Genomic DNA, 21122 nt, shown 5'->3' on the forward strand with positions numbered 1-21122 from the left:
GGTAGTTCTTTATATTCCTTTTACTTTTCATTCATAACATTATATCATTTTTGTTCAATAAGATTCCTTGTAATTTATAAAGGAGTCTCCTGACTGCATCCCTGGCCTAATCGAGTAAAAATCAACAATAAGCCTGCTCTTGCTCTAAATTCAAAAATTCAACATCACCATACTTTCCATTCTATGACAACAATATACCGCCTTTCTTTAAGAAGTTTCCTTTATAAGAAATCCTTCTTTGTGAGCCAATTAAGCGAATTATAGACACTTGCAATTGTGCTGCATCTGTCCCCCGCATTTTTAAGTTCAACAAAAAGGTTGTCTGCACTTTTACAAACAGGATCAAACCATAGTCTAAGTAATACTTTAACCTTAATACAGCTCTGCCTCACATTACGAGACATGCAATATGTGCGAAATGCTTCAAAATAGATTCTGATGATTCCATAGCCTTGAAAAATGGAAAAGAATTACCTTCCTACTGTTATACTATACGTTGACGTATTTCTGATAAGCTTATATTCTTTTCCATTCAAATTCCCTTCTGTTTTATCTGTGTGATATGCTTCAATCACATACACTCCAGGCCAAAGGGCATCAAAGCTGAATGTTCCGTCATTCGTTTCAACTGCTTTTACCCAACCGGTAGGAGAAGCTACAGACACTGAAGATTTATCAAGATTTTTTCCTTTGTACATTACCTTTAATGAGACGTTCTTCTTCGCTGCAGGATTTGAAGTGATAAGCTGCACGGGCATATCTAACGCTGTAATCACATTATTAACACCTTCAACAGAAGTTCCTACTTTTATCTGTGAAGCTGCATAATATTGTATCTTAGCTGTTCCATAAACATCGGCAACCTCATGAGACGCCGAGACTGTGTAGTAGCCTTCCTGTGAAGGTGTAAACATAGCTTCCAGGTAATTTCCGGATGCTCTTGTTAAAAGATTTTCTTTTGTACCATCCGGTTTGGTAAGGCTTATTGCAACCTCTCTGGTATTGCTAAACCACTTACTTACAGAATCCCTTTCATTTTCACCATAACCTCCAAGGTAAATTTTTATTGAATGTATTTTCCCAGCTTTACCAGAATTGTTTGTTTCTATCCAGATATTGTGAGCATTTCCAATATTCAATAGGAATAAAGAAAATAATAAAGTAAGTATTGACTTCATGTGCTGTCTTTTACAGTTAAAATAGTTTATTATTAATTATTCGTATTAGATTCCATTACTGTCAGTGCAACCTTCACATTTGGTTTAAAAGGTTTTCCTGCACCTGAAGGTATCTTTTTTGTAACACTTTCTTCTTTATCTGATTTTTTTCTTAGCTTATTGATCCATATGATAGTCCCTGTTACAGGAAGACTCGTCGCAATGAGGCAGGCGATGAAATAAATAATTTTGGTAAATGTACCGAATACTTCTCCCACATGAAGAGGATATATCAATGCTACAATCTGCTCTCCAATTCGTTTATCAGAAAATGGTTCTTTCTTCAATAAATCTCCTGAATATTGGTCAAAAAACACACGATCTGTGCCAGCAGAAGATATAAAGCCTTTATGTACTTTATAAAACGTTACAGGGCTTACAGAATCCTTTGGTAAGCTAATGCGAAGATCTCCTTTATAAGGATATATCTCATCTGCTTTTCCTAATAAAAAATCAAGAGATTCAGGCTTTGCATTTCTGTATTCAGATTGAATCACAGCAGCTTTTCTATCATCAAATGGCTTTGCTCCAAAAACATTTCCTACTCCATTACGAAACCATTCGAAAGAAAAACATAAGCCTGTCAAAGCCATCAGTGTAATAAGCAGAAATGTATAAAAGCCAAGCGTATTATGAAGATCGTGGTTAATCCTTTTCCAGCGGGCATCTGTTTTTACTTTAAATCCAGCTTTCCATGCGCTCCATTTTTTCCAGCTTTTAAGTTTGGGCGGAAGCCATAGTATCAATCCGGTTATTTCTATCAGTATAAAAATTACTGTAGCAGTACCTGTAATAGGACGGCCAATATCATGATCAAGGAGAAGCCATCTATGCAATCCCATAATAGTCATGAAAAATTTAGAAGAAGCTGTTCTTGTATTCCCCAATACTTCTCCTGTATATGGATTTACAAAATAGGTTTTAATTCTTTCACGGTCTCCCCGACCTTTTCCTCTTTCTGCTTTCGGCTTGGTATCCTTATCAGTTCCGCGGCCTCGCTGGTTAGCTTTTTCATCTCTCCTTCCTTTGGCTTCTTGATTTTCGCCATTGCGTTCTTTCAGTTTTGCTTCTCTCTCTTCCTTGCTTCTGCGTAAAAGGATATCTTTGGGTGTCAGTGTAAATAACCAGGCACTTTCTTCTCCTTCTGGTATCTGAATACTTGTAACCTTACTATCAGTCTTCTCCTTCTCCAACGAAGCCACCAACTGTGTTACCTGAAGGGGTTGGGCATTTTCAGAAAAAGTAAGGGTGAATTTTTCTTTATCCATCCATTCAGTGATATCTCTGGCGAAGACGTAGATCGTACCCGTCAGACAAATGATGAAAAGAATAATACCACTTCCTATACCCAACCATAAGTGAATATCATTCATAAATTTTCTGAATGTGTATTTCTTCATGCTCCTATTTATTTGACGATATTGTTAAATCAAAAATCCGGCAACTGACAAGGACTTCCCTGTTAGCTGCCAGATCAGGTTTAAAAACTATTTATTAGAATTAATATTCAAGACTTCCAACAGCTGTAATACTTCCTGACTCCACCTGCATTCCTCTTGTTGCTGTACCATTTACATTTATATTATATATGTAAGGGCCATCGGCATCAGTAGTGATACCCAAAGAAATTGATTTTTTATCGGGCCAAACATATGGATGCATACCAACGTGAGTTGGTGCGCTAGGAATGCCGGTTACCCAGGTAAAGGTTTCTGCAAAAACATCGGCAATGGCATATTTAACGTTTCCACTGGTTTTACCTGCTTCAGCAAACATTGTAAGTAAAAACTTTCCATCCCCGAAATATTTTTCGCTAGACAAATGGTGACCACCTGATTTTTCCTGAACATTAAAGAAATAGCTCTTATCAAATTCGGTAGCATCTTTTTTAATCCGAACAATAGCAGAAGGTTTAGTTGAAGGAACCACGCCAGCACCTTCTACCACTGCTCTTGAAAAAGCATAAACATCTCCGTTTTCAACTTCTTTCAGACAGTTCTGTGCAAAATAATATCCGAAATAGCTTGTTCTGTTATCTCTTATTACACGCTCAAGATTCAGATCTGGATATGAAAATACTGCAACCCAGCTACTGTCTGTATAGTTCGTATGAAATGCACTTCCAGTGATACCTTTGATACACATATAAGGTGCATATACTTTGTTACCTACCTGAAATGCTCCCGTAAAGTGTGCACGTTCTCCGTTTCCTGCAAGGTCTACAATATTAATAGTTTTGGATGCAAGAATTTGTGGGTTGTTTGCATCTACCCTGAACATTGTAGCATTAGCATCTCCCTGGCGCGGAACTTTAATTAGTAGAATTTCATCATTTACTGTTCCGAATACGTGGACAGATTCGGTCTGCAATTCATGAGTCTTTTGCAGTTCACCTGCAGTATTGAGCATGTATGCTGTAACCGCACCAGGATTCCCTTGTCCGTACAATAAGCTGAATACTTTGTTCTTATGAAAAACATAATAACGGTACCCATCCTGTTCTATGCCATTTCCTTTAGTACTGATGCTTCCGGATGTAAGATCACCGGATGTAAGAAGGTAGTTGGAAGATTCTCCAAGAGTACCTTCAGGACTTGCCGCGATAACATATTTTGTCTGACCTGTAAGACCGCCAACTTCACCCGGTGAAGGATCTTTTTTCTTTTCACATGATGATGCCACAAATAATCCCAGCCCCAAAGCCATACAGATCCATTGATTTTTATTTTTCATTGTATTAAATTATATATAGTTTGAATTTATTTACCTGTAAGGAAGTATCTGAGTTTTATATAAAAACCCCTGCTTGGTTTCTGCAAGCTAAAATTGTCATATAGTCTGCTATCGGTAAGGTTGGTGCATTCCAGACCGATATTGTATTTTCCATTAGCCATAGAATAAACCAGACTCACGTCATGAGAAAGTTGAGTTGGTATGGTATACTTTTCAGTGGAAGTTCCCTGACTTGGCCATCTTAAATAGTACTCATACACATATAATAAATTATACCCGATATTTAATCTGTTTCCTTTCGCGCCAACGTTATTAAAGGTAAAGCCAAGATCGAAATGACCAAACAAATAAGGAATATTCGGTATTCTGTCTCTGTAAACTGTACTTTCCTTAGTGCTTCCGTCCTCGTATTTGGTATTGTTTCTAAGATTCTGATAAGTCAGATTCGCTCCAGCATGAAATAACCTTTTAAAGGAATATCTGACATCACCATTAAATCCGATATTATTTACATCTCTCTGATTTGTCATTACCTGATGTGTGCCATTGGTAACCAGAGCCGGACGAATGAAATCGTAGGCCTCTCTATACATAATATTTCCTTCCAGCATTAAAACATGATTGGCTGCGAAAGTCCTATTGAGCGTTGCCCCAAGATTAAGGTTATGGCTGCTTTCCGGCTTTAAAGTATTATTACCAGAAAGATTAATCATATCTCCGAATAATTCCTCATTTTCAGGAAGCCTATAACTTTTCTCATAAGAAGCTTTCACTTGAATTGTGCTTGAAAGAAAATAAGAAGTAGCTAACCCAAATCCCGTTTTATTGAATACAGAATGTTGTTTTATATAAATGGTATTTCCCCACCCTCCAGGCCCTTCAGCAGAAAGAGAAGATGTATTTTTCTGTATAAACTGCTTTACAAAAACTGAAGTACTCCAGCGGGCATTGAAATCATATTTATAACCTAGACCTATAATGTTCTTCAGTGTGATCTTCGGCTGCTTCAATGCTTCTGCATCAGGTCTAAGCTCGTCTTCTCCCTTTCTGTTAAAGGAAGTTATTACATTGTTCAATGCAATCGAATGCTTATTATTGAACTTATAAGAGATATTTGCTGTAGCAATAGCATTATTGTTCCTGAATTTATATAAGGAACGTTCACGTTCACTTCCCGGACTTGTTGTGTTTGTATATTGCTGAAACCAGTTATAACGACGAGCTACCGTATCTACATTTTGTTCCTGTCCTAGATTATAATTCCCTGTAACATTAAGTGTTAATCCTTTGATGAAAAGATCACTTTTACTGTATCGGATAGATGGCATAATGGTATTTCCTTTTCTGTAAAAGTCACCAAACACACTCACCATGCGGGCTCCGGTCTGAATATCTGCTCGGTTCTGTCCAAGTGTGACGCCAAACAATAAAAGGTCTGCATATTTTTTTCCTCTTACTCCAACATTTGCAATAAGCGTTTCATTTCTATATGTATCATGAAACCTCCTCACACGTTGGTCTTTAAGGTATAGACCAGAAGGAATTTGTGCTACATCAGCATATACCCAGTAGTTGTTATCAGAATAGTTTTGAAATAGATTTAACTGTGCAGTAAGACCAGACTTGGAAGTATATCCTGCATTGATTGATGTTCTATGCGTATTAAATGATCCAAAGGAATAGGATGCATCTAAATAATTTCTTCTGTTTGCATTAGTAACAATGTTTACTGCACCACCCAAAGCATCTGCTCCAAGCCATACAGGTACAACACCTTTATACACTTCAATTCTTTCAGCCAGGTTAATAGGAATGTTGTTGATCTGAAAAGAGGAACCAAAATTATCCATTGGAATTCCATCCATGAAAAACTTCACTTGTCTGCCTGTAAATCCGTTCAGTGAAAAATTAAAATTAGAACCAACTCCTCCACTTTCTCTTACACGTACTCCAGAAACCTTATCCAGCGCTGAGCTCAGATCAAGCGTTGAATTATGAAGTCTTTTAGCATCTATAGTCGCTACATTATAAGATTGCTGCTGAACCTCCTGAATTTCTGATTTGCCAAATACTTTCACTTCATTCAGATGATTGTCAGGAGCCTTTAAAACAACTGAAGGCAATTCAACATATTCGGCTGCTTTTACTTCAATTATCTTTTCGATATTTTCATAGCCTATTAATTGAATGATGATTGTATATTTCCCTTGTTTTAACTGTAATTCAAATCTTCCTTCTTCATCCGTCAAAACTCCTTTACTCTCACCTTTTACCCCAATTGAAGCAAAAATTGCAGGTTCACCATCTTCAAGCTGAATGCGTCCTTTTACTGTCACCATTTCTACATTTTGAGCCTGAGCTGAAAAAAAAGAAAAAAAGATCAACACATAAACTACTGTTTTACAAATGATTTTACCGAATCTAACCCTCTCACTCATTATCTCGTACTTTTTATTTAGACTAATTCCATTTAAATTTGAACAACAAAGATAATTTTCTCCACCCCAAAATCGGGTACGCCAAACGGAGTAAAATATACAAATGAGGGATTAATTGAGTTTTACCTCAAACAATTCAGAGGGCATTAAAAAGTAGTGCATTAATATTACAATTGCTTATTCTGAAAGGCAACACAAGCCTGCAGTATAAGCTTATATAGAGGGCAAATGAAACTTAAGATTATAAACCTGGAGCCTTTTAAAGGTGAATTGGATATACTATATCCAGCCGCAATTGAGAGTCCGCATGTCCCGCTAACCGAGACCATATACGATATAGGCTTTAACACTACCTTTGGTAATGCTCATGATATATACATGAAGGATCTCTGGCTTAGCTATAGCGCAATCACTTTAGATGAAAATTTTAAATTTCTCTTTCAGTATGATTTTTCTATCATTACACTTCAATTCCTGCTTTCAGGAAATTCATTAACTGAAATAATTCAGGATAGAGAACCAGTTACTTACTTTGCAAACCAGCATAACATACTTTATTACTCTAATTATGAAGCACAACATGAACATACTCCTTCGGACAACATTCAGCTTGTAAGAATTCATGTTAACCCTGTACTATTCTTAAAGCTGCTGCCAGAGAGCGAGCTGTTTGACGCATTCAGACAAGCTATTCTAAATGGTAATCCCGGGAAAATCAGTCCGGCAAATCTGCCGCTAAGCCCTGCCATGCTAAGAATCATTCATGATATAAAGAATATTCAAAGCACAGGCTACTATAGAAGATGGATGATTGAAGCCAAAGTGACAGAATTGCTTATGCTTCAGTTTGAACAATATGAACTATACTCACAAACAGAGAATAGTTTATCGAGAAAATCATTAAGAAAAAAAGATATAGAAATAATGGAGCATGCAAGGGACATCATTATGAATAACATACAATCTCCTTGCTCTTTGATAGATCTCGCCCACATGGTAGGTACCAATGAGTTTCACCTAAAGAAGACGTTTAAAGAAGTTTATGGTACAACAGTATTCGGTTATCTGCTTCAGCAACGCATGGAAGAAGCCAGGAAATTACTGCTTTCAGGTGAGAAGAACATTAATCAGATTGCTCTTCATCTGGGATATAAAAATTCGAACCATTTCAGTTCTGCCTTCAAAAAGCACTATGGATTTTCCCCTTCTGAACTGAGGAGGAATGTCTAAATAGTATTACACAAATCAATCTTTTAGCAATTTAGGATTCACTTAATGATCTTCTTACAGGAGATGAATTTTTCACTTCAACTTTTTGAATAAATCAACAAGCCGATAGAACATAATACAATACCAGCCTGCTCAGTAAATGAGAGTGATTCCTTGAGAAAAAAGAAAGCCAGAATTGCCGTTACAACAGGTACATATGATAAAAATACAGACATTGTACCTGAACCAAGCTTACTAACACTATAAGTAATTAACAGCAAAGCAAAAACACTTACTACAACTCCCTGATAGATCATTTGTACTAACACATCCTGAACAGGAGAACTCAGGATAGCAGATGGATTCATAAACCACAGCGGCAAGAACAATATCGCGTTCACCAAGGGCACAAATGCGATAACATCTTTCATACCATATCCCCATCGCTTTGTAGCTGCCATATAAGTTGAAAATACCAATGCCGCAGAAAGCAAACAAAGAATTCCAGGCAGGTATGAAGCTGAAAATCCTGAGGTGAGATTTGCTATCAGCAGGTTGGCAATCAGCAAAACGAAGATTGCCAGATATTTCATGTTGCTGACTTTTTCTTTAAACCAGAACAAGGTAAAAAGTAAACCGATCACAGGAAGCATACCGTTCACCAGTACTCCAGCATTTGCAGCCTTGGTCGTTTTCAAGCCAATAAATGATAACATTGTATAAGGAAATCCGCAGCCCAGAGCAACCAATAGAATCTGATGCCATTTAATGCTCTTCCAGTCATATCTCAAACTAAAAGGTAAGGTTAATATGGCAGCTGTTCCAAATCTTAGTAATGTTATATCATAAGGAGTGAGATTTGTATGTACCCCCATTCTCGACAAAGTTATCCAACCAGACCAGATAAACACAACAATAACAGCAGCTATATATGCACTAATTTTTCCCGACTTGACTACCAGATTTTCCGAATGCTCCATAAAATGCACAATTTAGGACTTCACCTTATCCAATTCCCTTAGCAGCTTTTTAGTTTCACTGACCAGAGGTTTGTTTACCTTTCTTTCAAGTGGCTTCATGTGATCAAACTCTTCCATCAATACTTGCAGTATTGTCTCAGCAGACTCATGTTGGTCCAGTTTTATAAGAAGCTTTGAATACTCTATTCGATGTCTGAAATTCGTATAACTCTTATCCAAGTCCTTAAAAATATCTATTGCAACAGATTGCTGATTATCAAAAAAGTAAGACCAGGCTAATGCAATCCTTTCTTCCGCATTTTTAAAAGTTTTATTCGAAGAAAGTTTTTCACCAATGAAAATTACCTTTTTATAATTTCCATTCTGATAGTACGCGCTTAGCAATTTCATCAACAATACTGGGTCTTCCGCCATAAATCCTTCGAGACATTTTTCATACAGATTAACCGCGTCCTCATACCTCTGCACTCTCATATAAGCGTCAGCAAGGTTTACTTTATTGGTATAACTGTCGTTAAATTTGACTTGTCTCTCCAATTGTTCTACCCTATGATTACTGTTCCCAAGAGCCTTTACGCCTTCTGACAGGTTACTAATAAGGCGTTTGCTGTAAAAATTTTCATACAGATAAATAAGGCATCCAAAAACAGGAAAAAACAATATCAGCCAATACCATTTTTGCTGATTATTATTTTTGTAAGCATGATATAAGCATAAAGCCTGCAATATAAGAACAGGGGTATAGTATCCCAGCATCATAAAAAAGTATATTTAAATTTAATATCATAAATATACGAAAAAATCTGCAGTGCCTTTTTCATATTTCACCAAGTAGCTCGTTTATTCTAAGATTTTAATAATCTTTTTTAGACATGAGAAATAAACTTCTGATTCTTTCATACTTAATCAATTGACATCTTTTTTTCCATTGCAAATAAAATTTAAATTGCTTATTCCGTCTATCAACTTCACATTGATAACAACTTTAAAATGAGAGGATAAAGCAAATATGCAATATATGAGCAGATGCTTATACTAAGTTATATATTTGAAAATCAAAAGCCGACTACATAGTCGGCTTTTGATTTGTCAGTAATAATTAGAGGCTTCCTTACTTTATTAATATCTTACTGCCTATAATACTATTGCTTCCATAAAAAACCACTCTAAAACACCCTCCAGATAAAGACCCCGGCTCAAGAGAGCCCTTTACTGAATCTACTTTAAACTCTTTTACTGTTCTGCCCAACAAATCAACAAGCTGTACAGAATAAACCAATTCATTAAGATCCCACATAATTATATGATTATCGTTAGCACCTCCTACATAAAAGAATTTATCTTCACTGTCAGTATTTACTGATGTTATTACAGGGTCATTTATCTGGTAGGTAGCTTTTGTAGCCGGAACGGGACATTTGCTTCCACATGCAGCAGGTAAAGAAAATACATACTCTCTCCCATTGTTAATAAGCTTATCTTCGGCATCCCATACTCTTATTCTATATGGCTGCTCCGCTGGGTCCAGAAGGTATGCTTGCCCCATATCGCTATTAGTTTTTAATTTGACCCATTGCTTTCCCACTTTTTGTTCTACATTATGGATTCCATTCTCCAGGTGGTTTACAAATATACTAGCCCAATATTGTTGGGAGTTTTGCATAAAATAAATATCTATATCTCCAGTATATCCGGGAGCTTTAATATATTCCCACTCAATCTTTCTATTATTAAAATGTCCCGGATACATATCCGCTATAGTCTGTCCATCTTTTTCAAATTTATTCAGAGCTGGAGTATGGAGATCGAGATGGTATTTGCTGTCTCTGCACCATCCGTTGCCATCTCCACATGCATCTGTTACAATCATATTGAGATAAGCATAGGAATATTTATCATGTGTCCACTTGGCATTTCCACCTCTGCAAAATTGCTGTCCTAGTGCTCCGTCATTGGTTCCTCCGATACAGTCTTCCATAATAGAAACTCTGACCCATCGACCACAGTTTCGACCATTATTAAATTCACCTTTAAAGAGAGTATCTGTTCCTGTCAAAGGGCGTGGCCAAGTGGTACTTACTCCAGGTGAGTGATAAACATTCAATGCAACGAAATACTCAGATTCAACAAGGTCTGGTGGAACTCCACACCCACCATAAGGTGTACCCAGGGCCTCAAAGTGCGTAGAAACTCCTGAATACTTTTCCTGAGCATATGTCAATTGTGACAGTAGAAGAAAGAATAAAAATATTTTTTTCATAAAGTTAATTTTGATGAAATGAATTGGTTAATAGATAGAAGTAAATATAGGTAAGAATTTATTTTTTCGAAAAGAGCCTATTCAATGCTATCTGGAATGGCGAGCTTCATTAATTATACTTTGAAATATATTTTTTTTAAATCGATTTTTTCGCGATAATTTCAAAAACAATAACTACTATTTTAAGTTATACGTGAGAATTAATCCCACTTTTAATGGATACAAAACCTGTTTACGAAATTTTTTTTAACCCTGATCTTAAAGCAGTAGTAATGAATTGGCATGGTTATTCAACCAGCAGACAATTAAAGGAAGGATCTGAAAAAATGTTAAGCACATTGATAGAACATAAGGCAAATAAGGTATTGGCAAATCTCAAAGAGATGATCCTTATAAGTACGGAAGATCAAAACTGGATTGAGCACAGTTTTATTCCACGAGGATCTGAAAAAGGATTTAAAGCTATCGCCATAATAAAGCCTACAAGCTATTTTAATCGGGTTGCAATAGAAACAATCGCATCTAAAGTTGAGAATAGAGATTTAATGCAAATCAAACATTTTGACACAGAAGGAGAAGCCATTGCATGGCTTAATGAAGTAGAAATAAAAAGATCTTAAATAAAAAGACTCCCATTGTGATTCTTCAAAAAATGTAATAAAAAAATGACCGGATAAAAGCCGGTCATTCTCACATGAAAGGCAAACTATAAGTATTATTTCATTATAGTCATTTTCTTGCTGATCATTTTACCATTACTTATAATATTTACAGCATAAAATCCTGCTCCCAGCTCCATAGCCTCCACATTAATCTTATCCTCAGAGCTACTGAACTCTCTTACTTTATTGCCTTTGGCATCTATAATCTGGATAGTAACGGACTGAGCTTGATTCATAGAAACAGCAAACGAACCATTATTCGGATTGGGGTAGATTTCGATTCCCTCTTCCTCCAACCTATGAATATTGGAAACAGAAGACGGACCGTCAATACCAAATTGCTGAGCTACCAAACTTTTTGGTGCGCATGGAGCAGGTTGTACATTTACTTTAGTAAAATCCTTTGCTTCACAACCTGAAACTGTTTTTTTCACTACTAAGGAATAGGTCGTAGTTTGTAAGGGTGTTACACTTAAGTCTGGTCCTGACTGAAGACCGGCCGGTGAACTCCAGAAATATGTTGCATTGGCAGAAGGATACATAAATGTCCATGTTGGTCCGTTTATTGTGCCATTAATCCCATTTCCGGATTTGTCTTTGGCTACGCTTCCCGAACCTTCATGCATTTGAAGATAAAGCTTTAGCCCCAGAGTACCTGCTTCTATTGTATGATACATCCCGTCTTTAATCTCTGCCTCAGTTCTCATTGTATTCCATATTCTGAATTCATCAATATTTCCATTTAGAAAAAAGCTGTTATTAATAAAACTTCCTATTCTCAAATTCGAAAGTAAGATGTTATTTCCATCTGATGTATTAGCTGAAGCAACAAGCTTACCATTAATATATATCCCTTTAAATGTATTTGCTTTTCCAGATGAAACAAATGCAATGTGAGTCCACCTTCCAAGATATGGTTGATAATCAGCAGTTATTCTACTTGAAGAATTATTAATATTTCCATAATCAAACACGAGTAATCCATTGGCACCAGGCGTGTGAGCCTGAAGTCTTTCATTATTATCAGAACCCACCGAAAATGCTGACCTAGTCCTTCCATTTGCAGGATCCACATTCAGCCAGAACTCCACGGTAATCGCTCCGCCATTTGCAGGATTGGAAAAAGAAGGTACTGTCACTTTATCGTCAACTCCATCAAAACTTAAGACTTTTCCTCCGGTTAAATTTATGGTCTCACCTGGACAAATATTCGTCGAAGAAAATGAACTGACAGCTCTTGCTCCTTCTTTTACTACCACAGTTGCATCATCATAAACAACAGGATTTGAACTTTGCACCCTAATTTTATAACTGCCATTTAGAATTAAATCCCTGGGCAATTCTGCACGCATTTGAGCACTACCTGAATTGGAGTATGGAAAACTATTTAAAATAACAGGATTAGTAAAACTTCCGGAAGCATCTGAAAGCATTAACGTAAAGGTATTACCTGGATAATAAAATCCTTCCATAATAATTGGCACATATATTTCTCCAGTACAGATAGTGCTTCCTTCTGCTAAATCTACTGTGACGCTTGGGGCCTTTACAGTTATATTCTCTGGATTTTGGGTACCGATAATGTTAGGATTTGCTGATACTACACGTACTCTGTAATCAGATCCTATAGGCGTATTTATGGGTATGGTAGCATTAATTGTTCCTATCTGGGTGCTACTTCCTATAATTTGATAATTTGCAAAACTACCTTTAACATCCGATAACTGGACATTAAAAATGGTACCTGCAGGAAAACTTATATTAGTTTTAAAGCTTACCTGAATACTTTCGCCTCTGTAATATGATACCGGATTTACACTATTGGTATATATTCCGTCCTTAACATTTACTTTAGTAGTATATTGCCCAACACATCCTGTGGTATTATCTGTAACTGTTGAAACGAAGTTCCCCGTATAGTCAGGACTTGCAGTTACATTTGGTCCAGATGTCGGGTTAGTTGCAGGCATCCAGTTATATGTCATATTTGTAGATGGAGAAGTCCACTCAGCTCCATATACAGTTCCATTCAAGCCTTTTCCGGATTTGTCTTTTATCTCAGGACCTTTTCCTTCGTGCATCTGAAGATATAACTGTAGACCGGCAGTATTTTCATCTATAAATTTAATCATACCAACCTGAATTTCTTCGGCCGTTCTCATTACATTCCAGACTCTGAATTCGTCAATCATTCCTTTTACAAAAAGAGTGTTGTTGACAAAACATCCAATTTTCAAACCACTGAGTGCCATTGCATTTCCATCCGAAGTGTTTTCAGACTTTACCAGTTTTCCATTAAGATAAATTCCCTTAAAGGTATTGGCCTTCCCTGATGAAACAAGAGCCACGTGAGTCCACTTATCCAGATATGGATTATAATCTACATTAATCCGACTTGCTGGATTATTTAAATTCCCATAATCAAATGTAAGTATTCCGTCATTATATGGTGCATGCACCTGAAGCCTGTCATACTCATCAGTCCCAACTGAGAATGTAGAACTTTTTCTAAGGTCTGCGGCATTTACCTTTAGCCAGAACTCAACTGTTATGGGGCCTCCATTGGCAGGTTTTGAATAACCAGGTACAGAAACATAGTCATTTATACCATCAAAACTCAACACACTTCCACTTCTAATATCTATGGTTTCATTCAAATTGATATTGGTGGAAGAAAATGAATTAATAGCTCTTGGGGTCTCTTTTATAGTAACGTTTACATCACTTTCAAGATACGGACTGGAACTTTCAACCCTTATTTTATAACCAGATCCTGCTAGTATATACTTTGGAATAGTAACATTGATCATCCATGAACCAGAACTTGGAAAACTATTCATTTCCAAAATATAGGGATCGTCAAAATTTCCTGTTGCGTCTGAGAGTAAAACAGTAAATATATTGTCAGGATTAAAATTACCTGTTGTCGTAAACGGTATAGCTATTGCACCAGGGCATATAACAGTTTGTGTCAGATCTACAGTTAATGATGATTGATTAATCGTTATATTCTCAGGATTTGACAAACCTGTCACCGCCGGATTAATTGATACCACCCTTACCCGATATAAACTTCCAGAAGGCACATCCATTGGGATTAATGCATTAACAGGGCCTGGCTGCGAACTACTGCCAATAACTCTCGGATTTACAAAACTTCCGCTGGCATCGGACAGCTCTACATTAAATTTATTACCAGAGGCAAATTGTAGATTAGTCAAATAACTAACCGTCATTGCATCACCGGCATAATATATTGCAGGACTCACAGTGTTAGTTAATATGCCAAAGATTGAAATATCTACGCCATTATCATTGCTCACAGTTGCAGGTAAAGATGAAATGATCCTGATTCTATAACCTGAGCCCATTGGAACTGCCAATGGAATCTGAACATTAATAGAGCCACTTGTTGATGATATTACAGATCCGAGAGTTACAGGCCTCAGGAAGCTACCCTGAGCATCCGACAACTGCACTGTAAATTTATTTGTAGCACTAAAAATACCATTTACAGTATAGGGAACAGATATAGTTGAGCCTGAAAGTATTCTATTGGTTGATAAAGAACCTAATGTTACTATCGGGAACCCAACAATAATATCTTTGGTATTTACCGTACCATCAATAGCAGGATTGCTTGAAACTACTTTAATCCGATAAGTAGCTCCTGGAACTGTCGATATTGGAATTACTGCATTAATCTGTCCTGAAATTTTTCCAGAAAGTGTTCCAATGTTTACTGTATTTGCAGTAAAGCTTCCGGTAACATCAGACAATATTGCTGTGAAAGTATTTCCGGAATTGAAAGTACCAAGCGCCGTGAAAGGCACCATAACAGGATCTCCCGGATAATAAACTTTATCGATTATGGTTTCAGTAAATAAACGCCCTACCGAAATATTAACTCCATTATCGCTGCCATTAATAAGCGGATTTGAGCCCACAACCCTGATTCTGTATCCGCGACCTACAGGAGTGTTAGCAGGTATAGTTGCGCTGATGGTTCCTGCATTTGTTGAAGTAAGCGTACCTATGTTTACAGAATTTACAAAATATCCATTGGCATCAGAAAGCTGCGCTGTAAACACATTGCCACTCTTGAATACTCCCAATATGCTGTATGGAACAGAAAGTGTTGCTCCAGGCATATAAGCCAGTGGAGATATAGTTCCGGTTGTGATCTGAGAGGGTTTTATGGTAATATATTGTCCGTTATCGGCAGATGTTGTCTGTGTAACAGAAGATATAACCCTTATTTTATAGCCAGTTCCAGGTATAGCATCGGCAGGAATAGTACCATTGATTGTACCTGAGGTCGCTCCTGATGTACCTATGTTTACAGGCATGCTTGCAGGATTGGTAAAACTTCCGTTCTGGTCTGATAACTGAGCAGTAAATGTCTCACCCGGCTTGGTGCATGAAGCATTAAACGGAATAGCAACTACAGCAGAAGGAAAGTAAGCGGTTGGATTTATATTTCCCAAGGTCATGGATCCCGAATTTTGACCACTACCAACTTTTAGTATCCAAATATCAGAGCCACCACGACCTGCTTCAGATTTATCTCCGCCTCTAGGAGAACTAGAAGCCCCCGCCATCAAAAAATCATCATCATTAACCACGGCCAGGTTCCCGAGCCTATCACCTGATGTACCTCTAATAGTTTTATCCCAAAGAATATTACCTAATTTGTCTGTTTTAAGAAACCAGTAGTCTTCACCTCCATACGAAGGCTCCGATTTAGCCCCACTCTTAGGAGAGCCGGAGCTTCCTCCAATCAAAAGATTTCCATTGGGGAATTCCTTTACGGAATAGAAACGATCTCCACCACTACCACCATATTCTTTTTTCCATATTAGAGTTCCATTAGGATCTACTTTTAGTAAAGCATAATTTTCATTATTAATTGTTCCTATAATATAGTTGCCATCGGAAGTCATTATCATTGAAGCTATCCCGCTACCTCCATAAGAACCAGAACTTGCCGCATAGGTATAGGTCCATAATTTTTTTCCAGCAGCATCGATTTTTGTTAATCTTATCAAACCAGGTGTAATGCCCGATGCATTTTGCACACTTTCACTGGCAATTAAATATCCTCCATCAGCGCTTGCACAAAGCGAGTGTATAGATTCATTCATGTCCAAATTCCCAATAGTCTTATCCCAAATTTTGTTGCCCGTTCCATCAATCTTTAAAATCCATAAATCATAATTTGGAAAATAATAGTTCCAGGAATTGGTACTGACATAGCCTTCGGACTTGTCACCTCCAGCAGGAGAATTTGAATGACTCCCAATTATAAAACCTCCATCGCCGGACGGAATAATTGACCCTGGATGCTCAGAATTAATGTTGCCATACTTTTTCCCCCATATTTGCACACCGGACTTGCTTATTTTAGTAACATAAGTATCATAACCTGATAAAACATTATTGAAAGCGCTACCAGAATTTGGATACCATCTCCTGCCCAGAAGGACGTATCCGTCTGAAACCTCCACAAGATCCCGAAATTCATATGATTCTTCAAAAACATTAAATTTCTTATCCCAAACTTTATTGCCACAGGCATCCAGTTTTACAATCCACATGGTACTTAATCCTCCCACCAGGCTTGTACCAGATCCTGAAGAATGATTCTCTGAAACATCAAATCCTGCATTAGACTTTGTTGTCGCCCCCAAGATATAACCACCATCTGTTGTAGGATATATTTTCACGTCAGACTCATCAACACTACCACCGTATGTTTTGTCCCATGCTATAGGAATATTGGTATAAGCGCTTGAGTTATTGCTAGTACCAAGATTCGGTGTTGTTGCATTTTTTGCATATACTCGGTAATAATAAGTAACTCCAAGTGAAGCAGAATTATCTGTAAAGGATGTTATATTCTCTCCTACCGTTGCTATTGCAACAAAACCCGATGTCGCATCTGTAGATCTTTCAACTACAAAGGCCGTCTCTGTGGTAGAATTATCAATCCAGGTAAGTTTCACTTCTTTAAATCCACCCACTGTAACAAGCCCGCTCGGAGCTACTGCACTGACATTTACAAGGGCAGTACCTGTACCCTTGCAGCCTTTGCTGTCTGTAACTGTTAGATTATATAGTAAGCTCGTTCCCATTTGGGGGGCCTGTACATTTGGAGTAAGTATATTGGCATTTGTAAGATATGTTGATGGAGTCCATACTCCTGTAAAACTTCCCGACCCTCCGGCAACAGGTAAATTCAGCGTCTCGATGCCTCCTTTGCAAGTATTATAGGTTTTATTACCCACGGTCACCGGTTGAATGGTAATTTTTACATCATCAGAATTTACACAACCAGAAGTTAAATTCCTGGCATTTACAGTATAGTTATATGTTCCTGGTATAACAGTATTAAATTTAGGATTTGATATTGCAGCATTACTTAAATAATTAACTCCGGTGCTTGGGCTGCATGACCACGAATAAGTGGTATTCGGCTTTGAAGCGCTCCCCAGCTGCAGTTCATTTCCCGGGCAGACGGAAATATCAGGACCGGCATTTGCTCCGGGATAATACAAAGTCACAGTAATTGACTTTGAATCCAGCTGAGTAAGACTTTGGCAATCATTATGGGCGAGGCTTATTATAAAGGTATCTGTATAAGGGAATACAGGAAGATTCGTTCCGTTCTTAAAATCAATCTTATTATTTTTTAATTCACCTGTTTTGGCACCATGTATTTTTATTTCATAAGGACAAGTGTATGAATCGACCTCCACATTAAATTCAGGATATGCGCCTTTATTCCAGCAGGTAGTTGATAAGGATACATTCCCCAGAACTGCCTTACAGTCTCCGGGTCCCATGCCAGGTACAACTATTACTGCATCGTTCTTAACTTGTTTTTCCCATATTAAATAGGGCCTTGGTTTATGGTTTTTCACGAACAAGGATGAGCTATATTTGCCTGGTTGCGTGTAAAATACAGTATGCGGTCCATAACCGGTTGCAGTTGGTGGACTTGCAAATGTACCTGACCAGGCATCCTTATCAAATTCCCAAGTATATTTCATGTCTGGTGATTCAGGAAAATAACCGGCATACATAACTGGTACGTTACAGCCTACAGTTATCGGATCGTCTTTTGACGCAGGTTCTCCATTTATTAAATAAGCAGCAGATGAACTTGGGATATCTGAAATATTCACACAGCCCTTACGAATCTTTGTATCGCAGTTATCCCCATCACAAACCTTTAGAGAAACCGTGTAGGTACCAAAATCGCGGTAAACATGACTTCCATGCATTGACGATGATGTCGTACCGTCTCCAAAATCCCAAAGATAACTGGTAAGCGGAAAACTACTTCCGCCGGTACTCTCATCCGAAAACGCCACATTGCCACCAGGTCTGATTCCTATCGGAGGGCAACCACTAAACTCTGCTCTTAAAGGAGTTATTCTTGGATCGTTTACGGTTATAAAAGCATTTTTTATTTCTATAACAGTACCTGTATTATCAGTTACCTGTAGCGAAATATTTTTAATACCTGATGAGCTAAAAGAGACTGTAGGATTTGAAGTTACCAGGCTTGATGCGTCTGCGTCTGGTCCAAAATTCCAGAGGTAGGCTGGAGAACTTTCATTGCCGGAAACAGTGCTGGTAAATTCAATTTCTTCACCGGGTTGTATATATCTCCTAGACGAAGTAAAATCTACCAGCATGGTGCTGCTGGAATTTTGAACATCAATATAGGCTGCCTTTTGTTCTGTAATACAACCTTCATCGTCGCATACTGTCAGCTTTACCCACTTATTCCCTGTAGATGTATAATAAACTGAAGGAGGTTCTTCTTCATCACTAGTGGCAGGTACAGCGTCTATTCCAAAGTCCCACTCATACGTCACATCACCAACTCCTCCTGAACTCCCGTTCGTAAAAGTAACTTCTTCGTTGACTAAAGCTTCGGTTTTATCTGCTGAGAAATTTACTTCCATACATGTAGATAATGTACGCATCTGAGCACCTGTACGCGCTTGTTGTTGATTGTTGCCGGGACAAGATTCTACTTCAGGTGCAGGGCAATAGGTATCTGTTTCCTGAACATTTCCTAAATAGACCCCAAAGTGGCCATGATCAAATGATGTGGAAAATCTTCCGTATACAGAAGTTGCTATTGGTAGGTCATTTGGAGGATTAGGATTAGGATGAATTCTGGGATCAAAATTAGGGTCAGTTTCACAGAGATCTCCTCCAAAACCTTCCTTGAGAACGCCAACAATTCTCTTATTATTATCAAACAAAGCTGAACCGGATGAACCTTCGGCAGTATATCCGGAATTCCAATTGTCAACTTCCCAAAATACAGGAACTCCTGAACCTAACTGACGATTATAGAAACTTATCTTTTTTACATCGCCATGCGGATGGTGAATACCAACAAAAGGCGGTTGCGGGCTTGAGGCTCTGGACCATCCAGCATAGCAGACATTTTGAGGTGTTGAATTCAAACGCATCAATAAATAATCCCTTTCCCTATCTCCGGATAAACGTCTTGCGCCTGTAATTGAATTTATTGCGTTAACGGAATTGGAAATACTATGCCCATCACCGTTGCAATCAGGATCATAGTGATTAAACAATACAACCCATTTAGAGAAATCAAAACAAAGATCGGTCTTATCACTACAATCTGCATTTGCATCATCAATATTGTGAAATGCTGTTAAAAAGTATGGTTCTTTGTCATTATTGGAATTGTTAATTAATGTTCCCGTTGCATGACCTACATATCTCCCACTGGGCATTTTATATAAAATTAAAGCTACCGCTTTCGCTTCATTTGCATAAGGCAGAGCTTCTGGACAAGAAACATTCTTTATACAAGAAACATCTCCATAACTTAACATAGGATTAGGAACAAATGGACCTACCCCCTTTAAAAATTGTAAAACATTGGCAAAGTCATGTATAACTTCGCCGACTACTACCTCTCCATGAAATTCAACATTTGAAGGCTCATAGTACTCTATTATTATTGAGCTTCCATATATTGGTTGTGTTGCCAGTGTTCCTTGAGCACTATTGTTCAAAGAACTCAATGCGCCCAATACCACGGAATGGTCCTCATTGTAAATAAAAAGCTGAGCTTTATCAGGCAAATGAAACCTGCTAAAAACAACTTCCATTGAATAGGCAGTTGAGGAGCTTACTTTATATCTCCAAAGCGCACCTCCGTCAGACAAAACTTCTTTGAATCCTTGTTTAATAATATCGACATTGACAGCATTTATCAATCCATATATATTCGGACTGATCTTTTTTGCCTTCTCCAGCTCTTCTTTGTTATCAATAGCAGGAACTGTACTAACAGGAATAGAAGGCTCTCCCCGACTCCTTTTATTCTTTTCTATTGTAAATGATTTGGGAGTACCTCCTGTTGTTCTCTGTCCTTCTGCAATAAAGGGTAGCCGGATCAACAACAAAACCAAAATAATTAATCGTAAAAATGTATTCATATTACCTATTTATTGAAAAATTGAGTCACTGAATTCACAAAGTTACCCCAGACCTACCCCAAATTCAATAGCCAAACCTGGTCATTTTTTTGCAAATCGACCCATTAACAGATTTCCGAACCTGAA

10 protein-coding genes are annotated in these 21122 nt (G+C 37.6%); 2 read left to right on the plus strand and 8 right to left on the minus strand.

What is annotated here, in order from left to right:
• Positions 1–470: 470 nt before the first annotated feature.
• The 4 genes from K350_RS0126075 to K350_RS0126090 all read right to left on the minus strand — a co-directional run bounded on the left by K350_RS0126075 (position 471) and on the right by K350_RS0126090 (position 6388).
• Entirely contained in the window at positions 471–1178 is a 708-nt protein-coding gene (locus tag K350_RS0126075; RefSeq protein WP_028982433.1) for a DUF4198 domain-containing protein, read from the minus strand.
• Positions 1179–1210: 32 nt separating this feature from the next.
• Entirely contained in the window at positions 1211–2617 is a 1407-nt protein-coding gene (locus K350_RS30485; protein ID WP_051313733.1) for a PepSY-associated TM helix domain-containing protein, read from the minus strand.
• Positions 2618–2717: 100 nt separating this feature from the next.
• Positions 2718–3950, minus strand: a complete 1233-nt coding sequence (locus tag K350_RS0126085) for a DUF4374 domain-containing protein (protein WP_028982434.1) — start codon at positions 3948–3950, stop codon at positions 2718–2720.
• Positions 3951–3976: 26 nt separating this feature from the next.
• Complete coding sequence (locus tag K350_RS0126090; protein ID WP_037577298.1) at positions 3977–6388, minus strand: TonB-dependent receptor; 2412 nt, start codon at positions 6386–6388, stop codon at positions 3977–3979.
• Between the two features lie 228 nt (positions 6389–6616).
• Here K350_RS0126090 and K350_RS30490 point away from each other — a divergent pair, with 228 nt between their 5' ends.
• The gene (locus K350_RS30490) at positions 6617–7618 is read left to right on the plus strand and encodes a helix-turn-helix transcriptional regulator (protein ID WP_051313736.1); all 1002 of its coding nucleotides are present in this window, start codon (positions 6617–6619) and stop codon (positions 7616–7618) included.
• A 77-nt stretch (positions 7619–7695) separates the two neighbouring features.
• On the opposite strand, the gene K350_RS0126100 is transcribed toward K350_RS30490, so the two are convergent.
• The 3 genes from K350_RS0126100 to K350_RS30495 form a co-directional block, all read right to left on the minus strand.
• Positions 7696–8577, minus strand: coding sequence for a DMT family transporter (locus K350_RS0126100; protein ID WP_051313738.1), 882 nt, complete (start codon positions 8575–8577; stop codon positions 7696–7698).
• Positions 8578–8589: 12 nt separating this feature from the next.
• Positions 8590–9336 carry a CDC27 family protein gene (locus K350_RS0126105; RefSeq protein WP_156027207.1) on the minus strand — a complete coding sequence of 249 codons (747 nt, stop codon included), beginning with the start codon at positions 9334–9336 and terminating at the stop codon, positions 8590–8592.
• A 352-nt stretch (positions 9337–9688) separates the two neighbouring features.
• Entirely contained in the window at positions 9689–10837 is a 1149-nt protein-coding gene (locus tag K350_RS30495) for an expansin family protein (RefSeq protein ID WP_051313740.1), read from the minus strand.
• A gap of 215 nt (positions 10838–11052) precedes the next feature.
• On the opposite strand from K350_RS30495, the gene K350_RS0126115 reads away from it, so the two are divergent.
• Positions 11053–11457 carry an STAS/SEC14 domain-containing protein gene (locus K350_RS0126115; protein WP_028982438.1) on the plus strand — a complete coding sequence of 135 codons (405 nt, stop codon included), beginning with the start codon at positions 11053–11055 and terminating at the stop codon, positions 11455–11457.
• A gap of 95 nt (positions 11458–11552) precedes the next feature.
• Here K350_RS0126115 and K350_RS0126120 read toward each other — a convergent pair whose 3' ends face one another.
• The gene (locus K350_RS0126120; protein WP_028982439.1) at positions 11553–20996 is read right to left on the minus strand and encodes a LamG-like jellyroll fold domain-containing protein; all 9444 of its coding nucleotides are present in this window, start codon (positions 20994–20996) and stop codon (positions 11553–11555) included.
• Positions 20997–21122 lie beyond the last annotated feature (126 nt).

Source organism: Sporocytophaga myxococcoides DSM 11118 (genome assembly GCF_000426725.1).
Classification (GTDB): domain Bacteria; phylum Bacteroidota; class Bacteroidia; order Cytophagales; family Cytophagaceae; genus Sporocytophaga; species Sporocytophaga myxococcoides.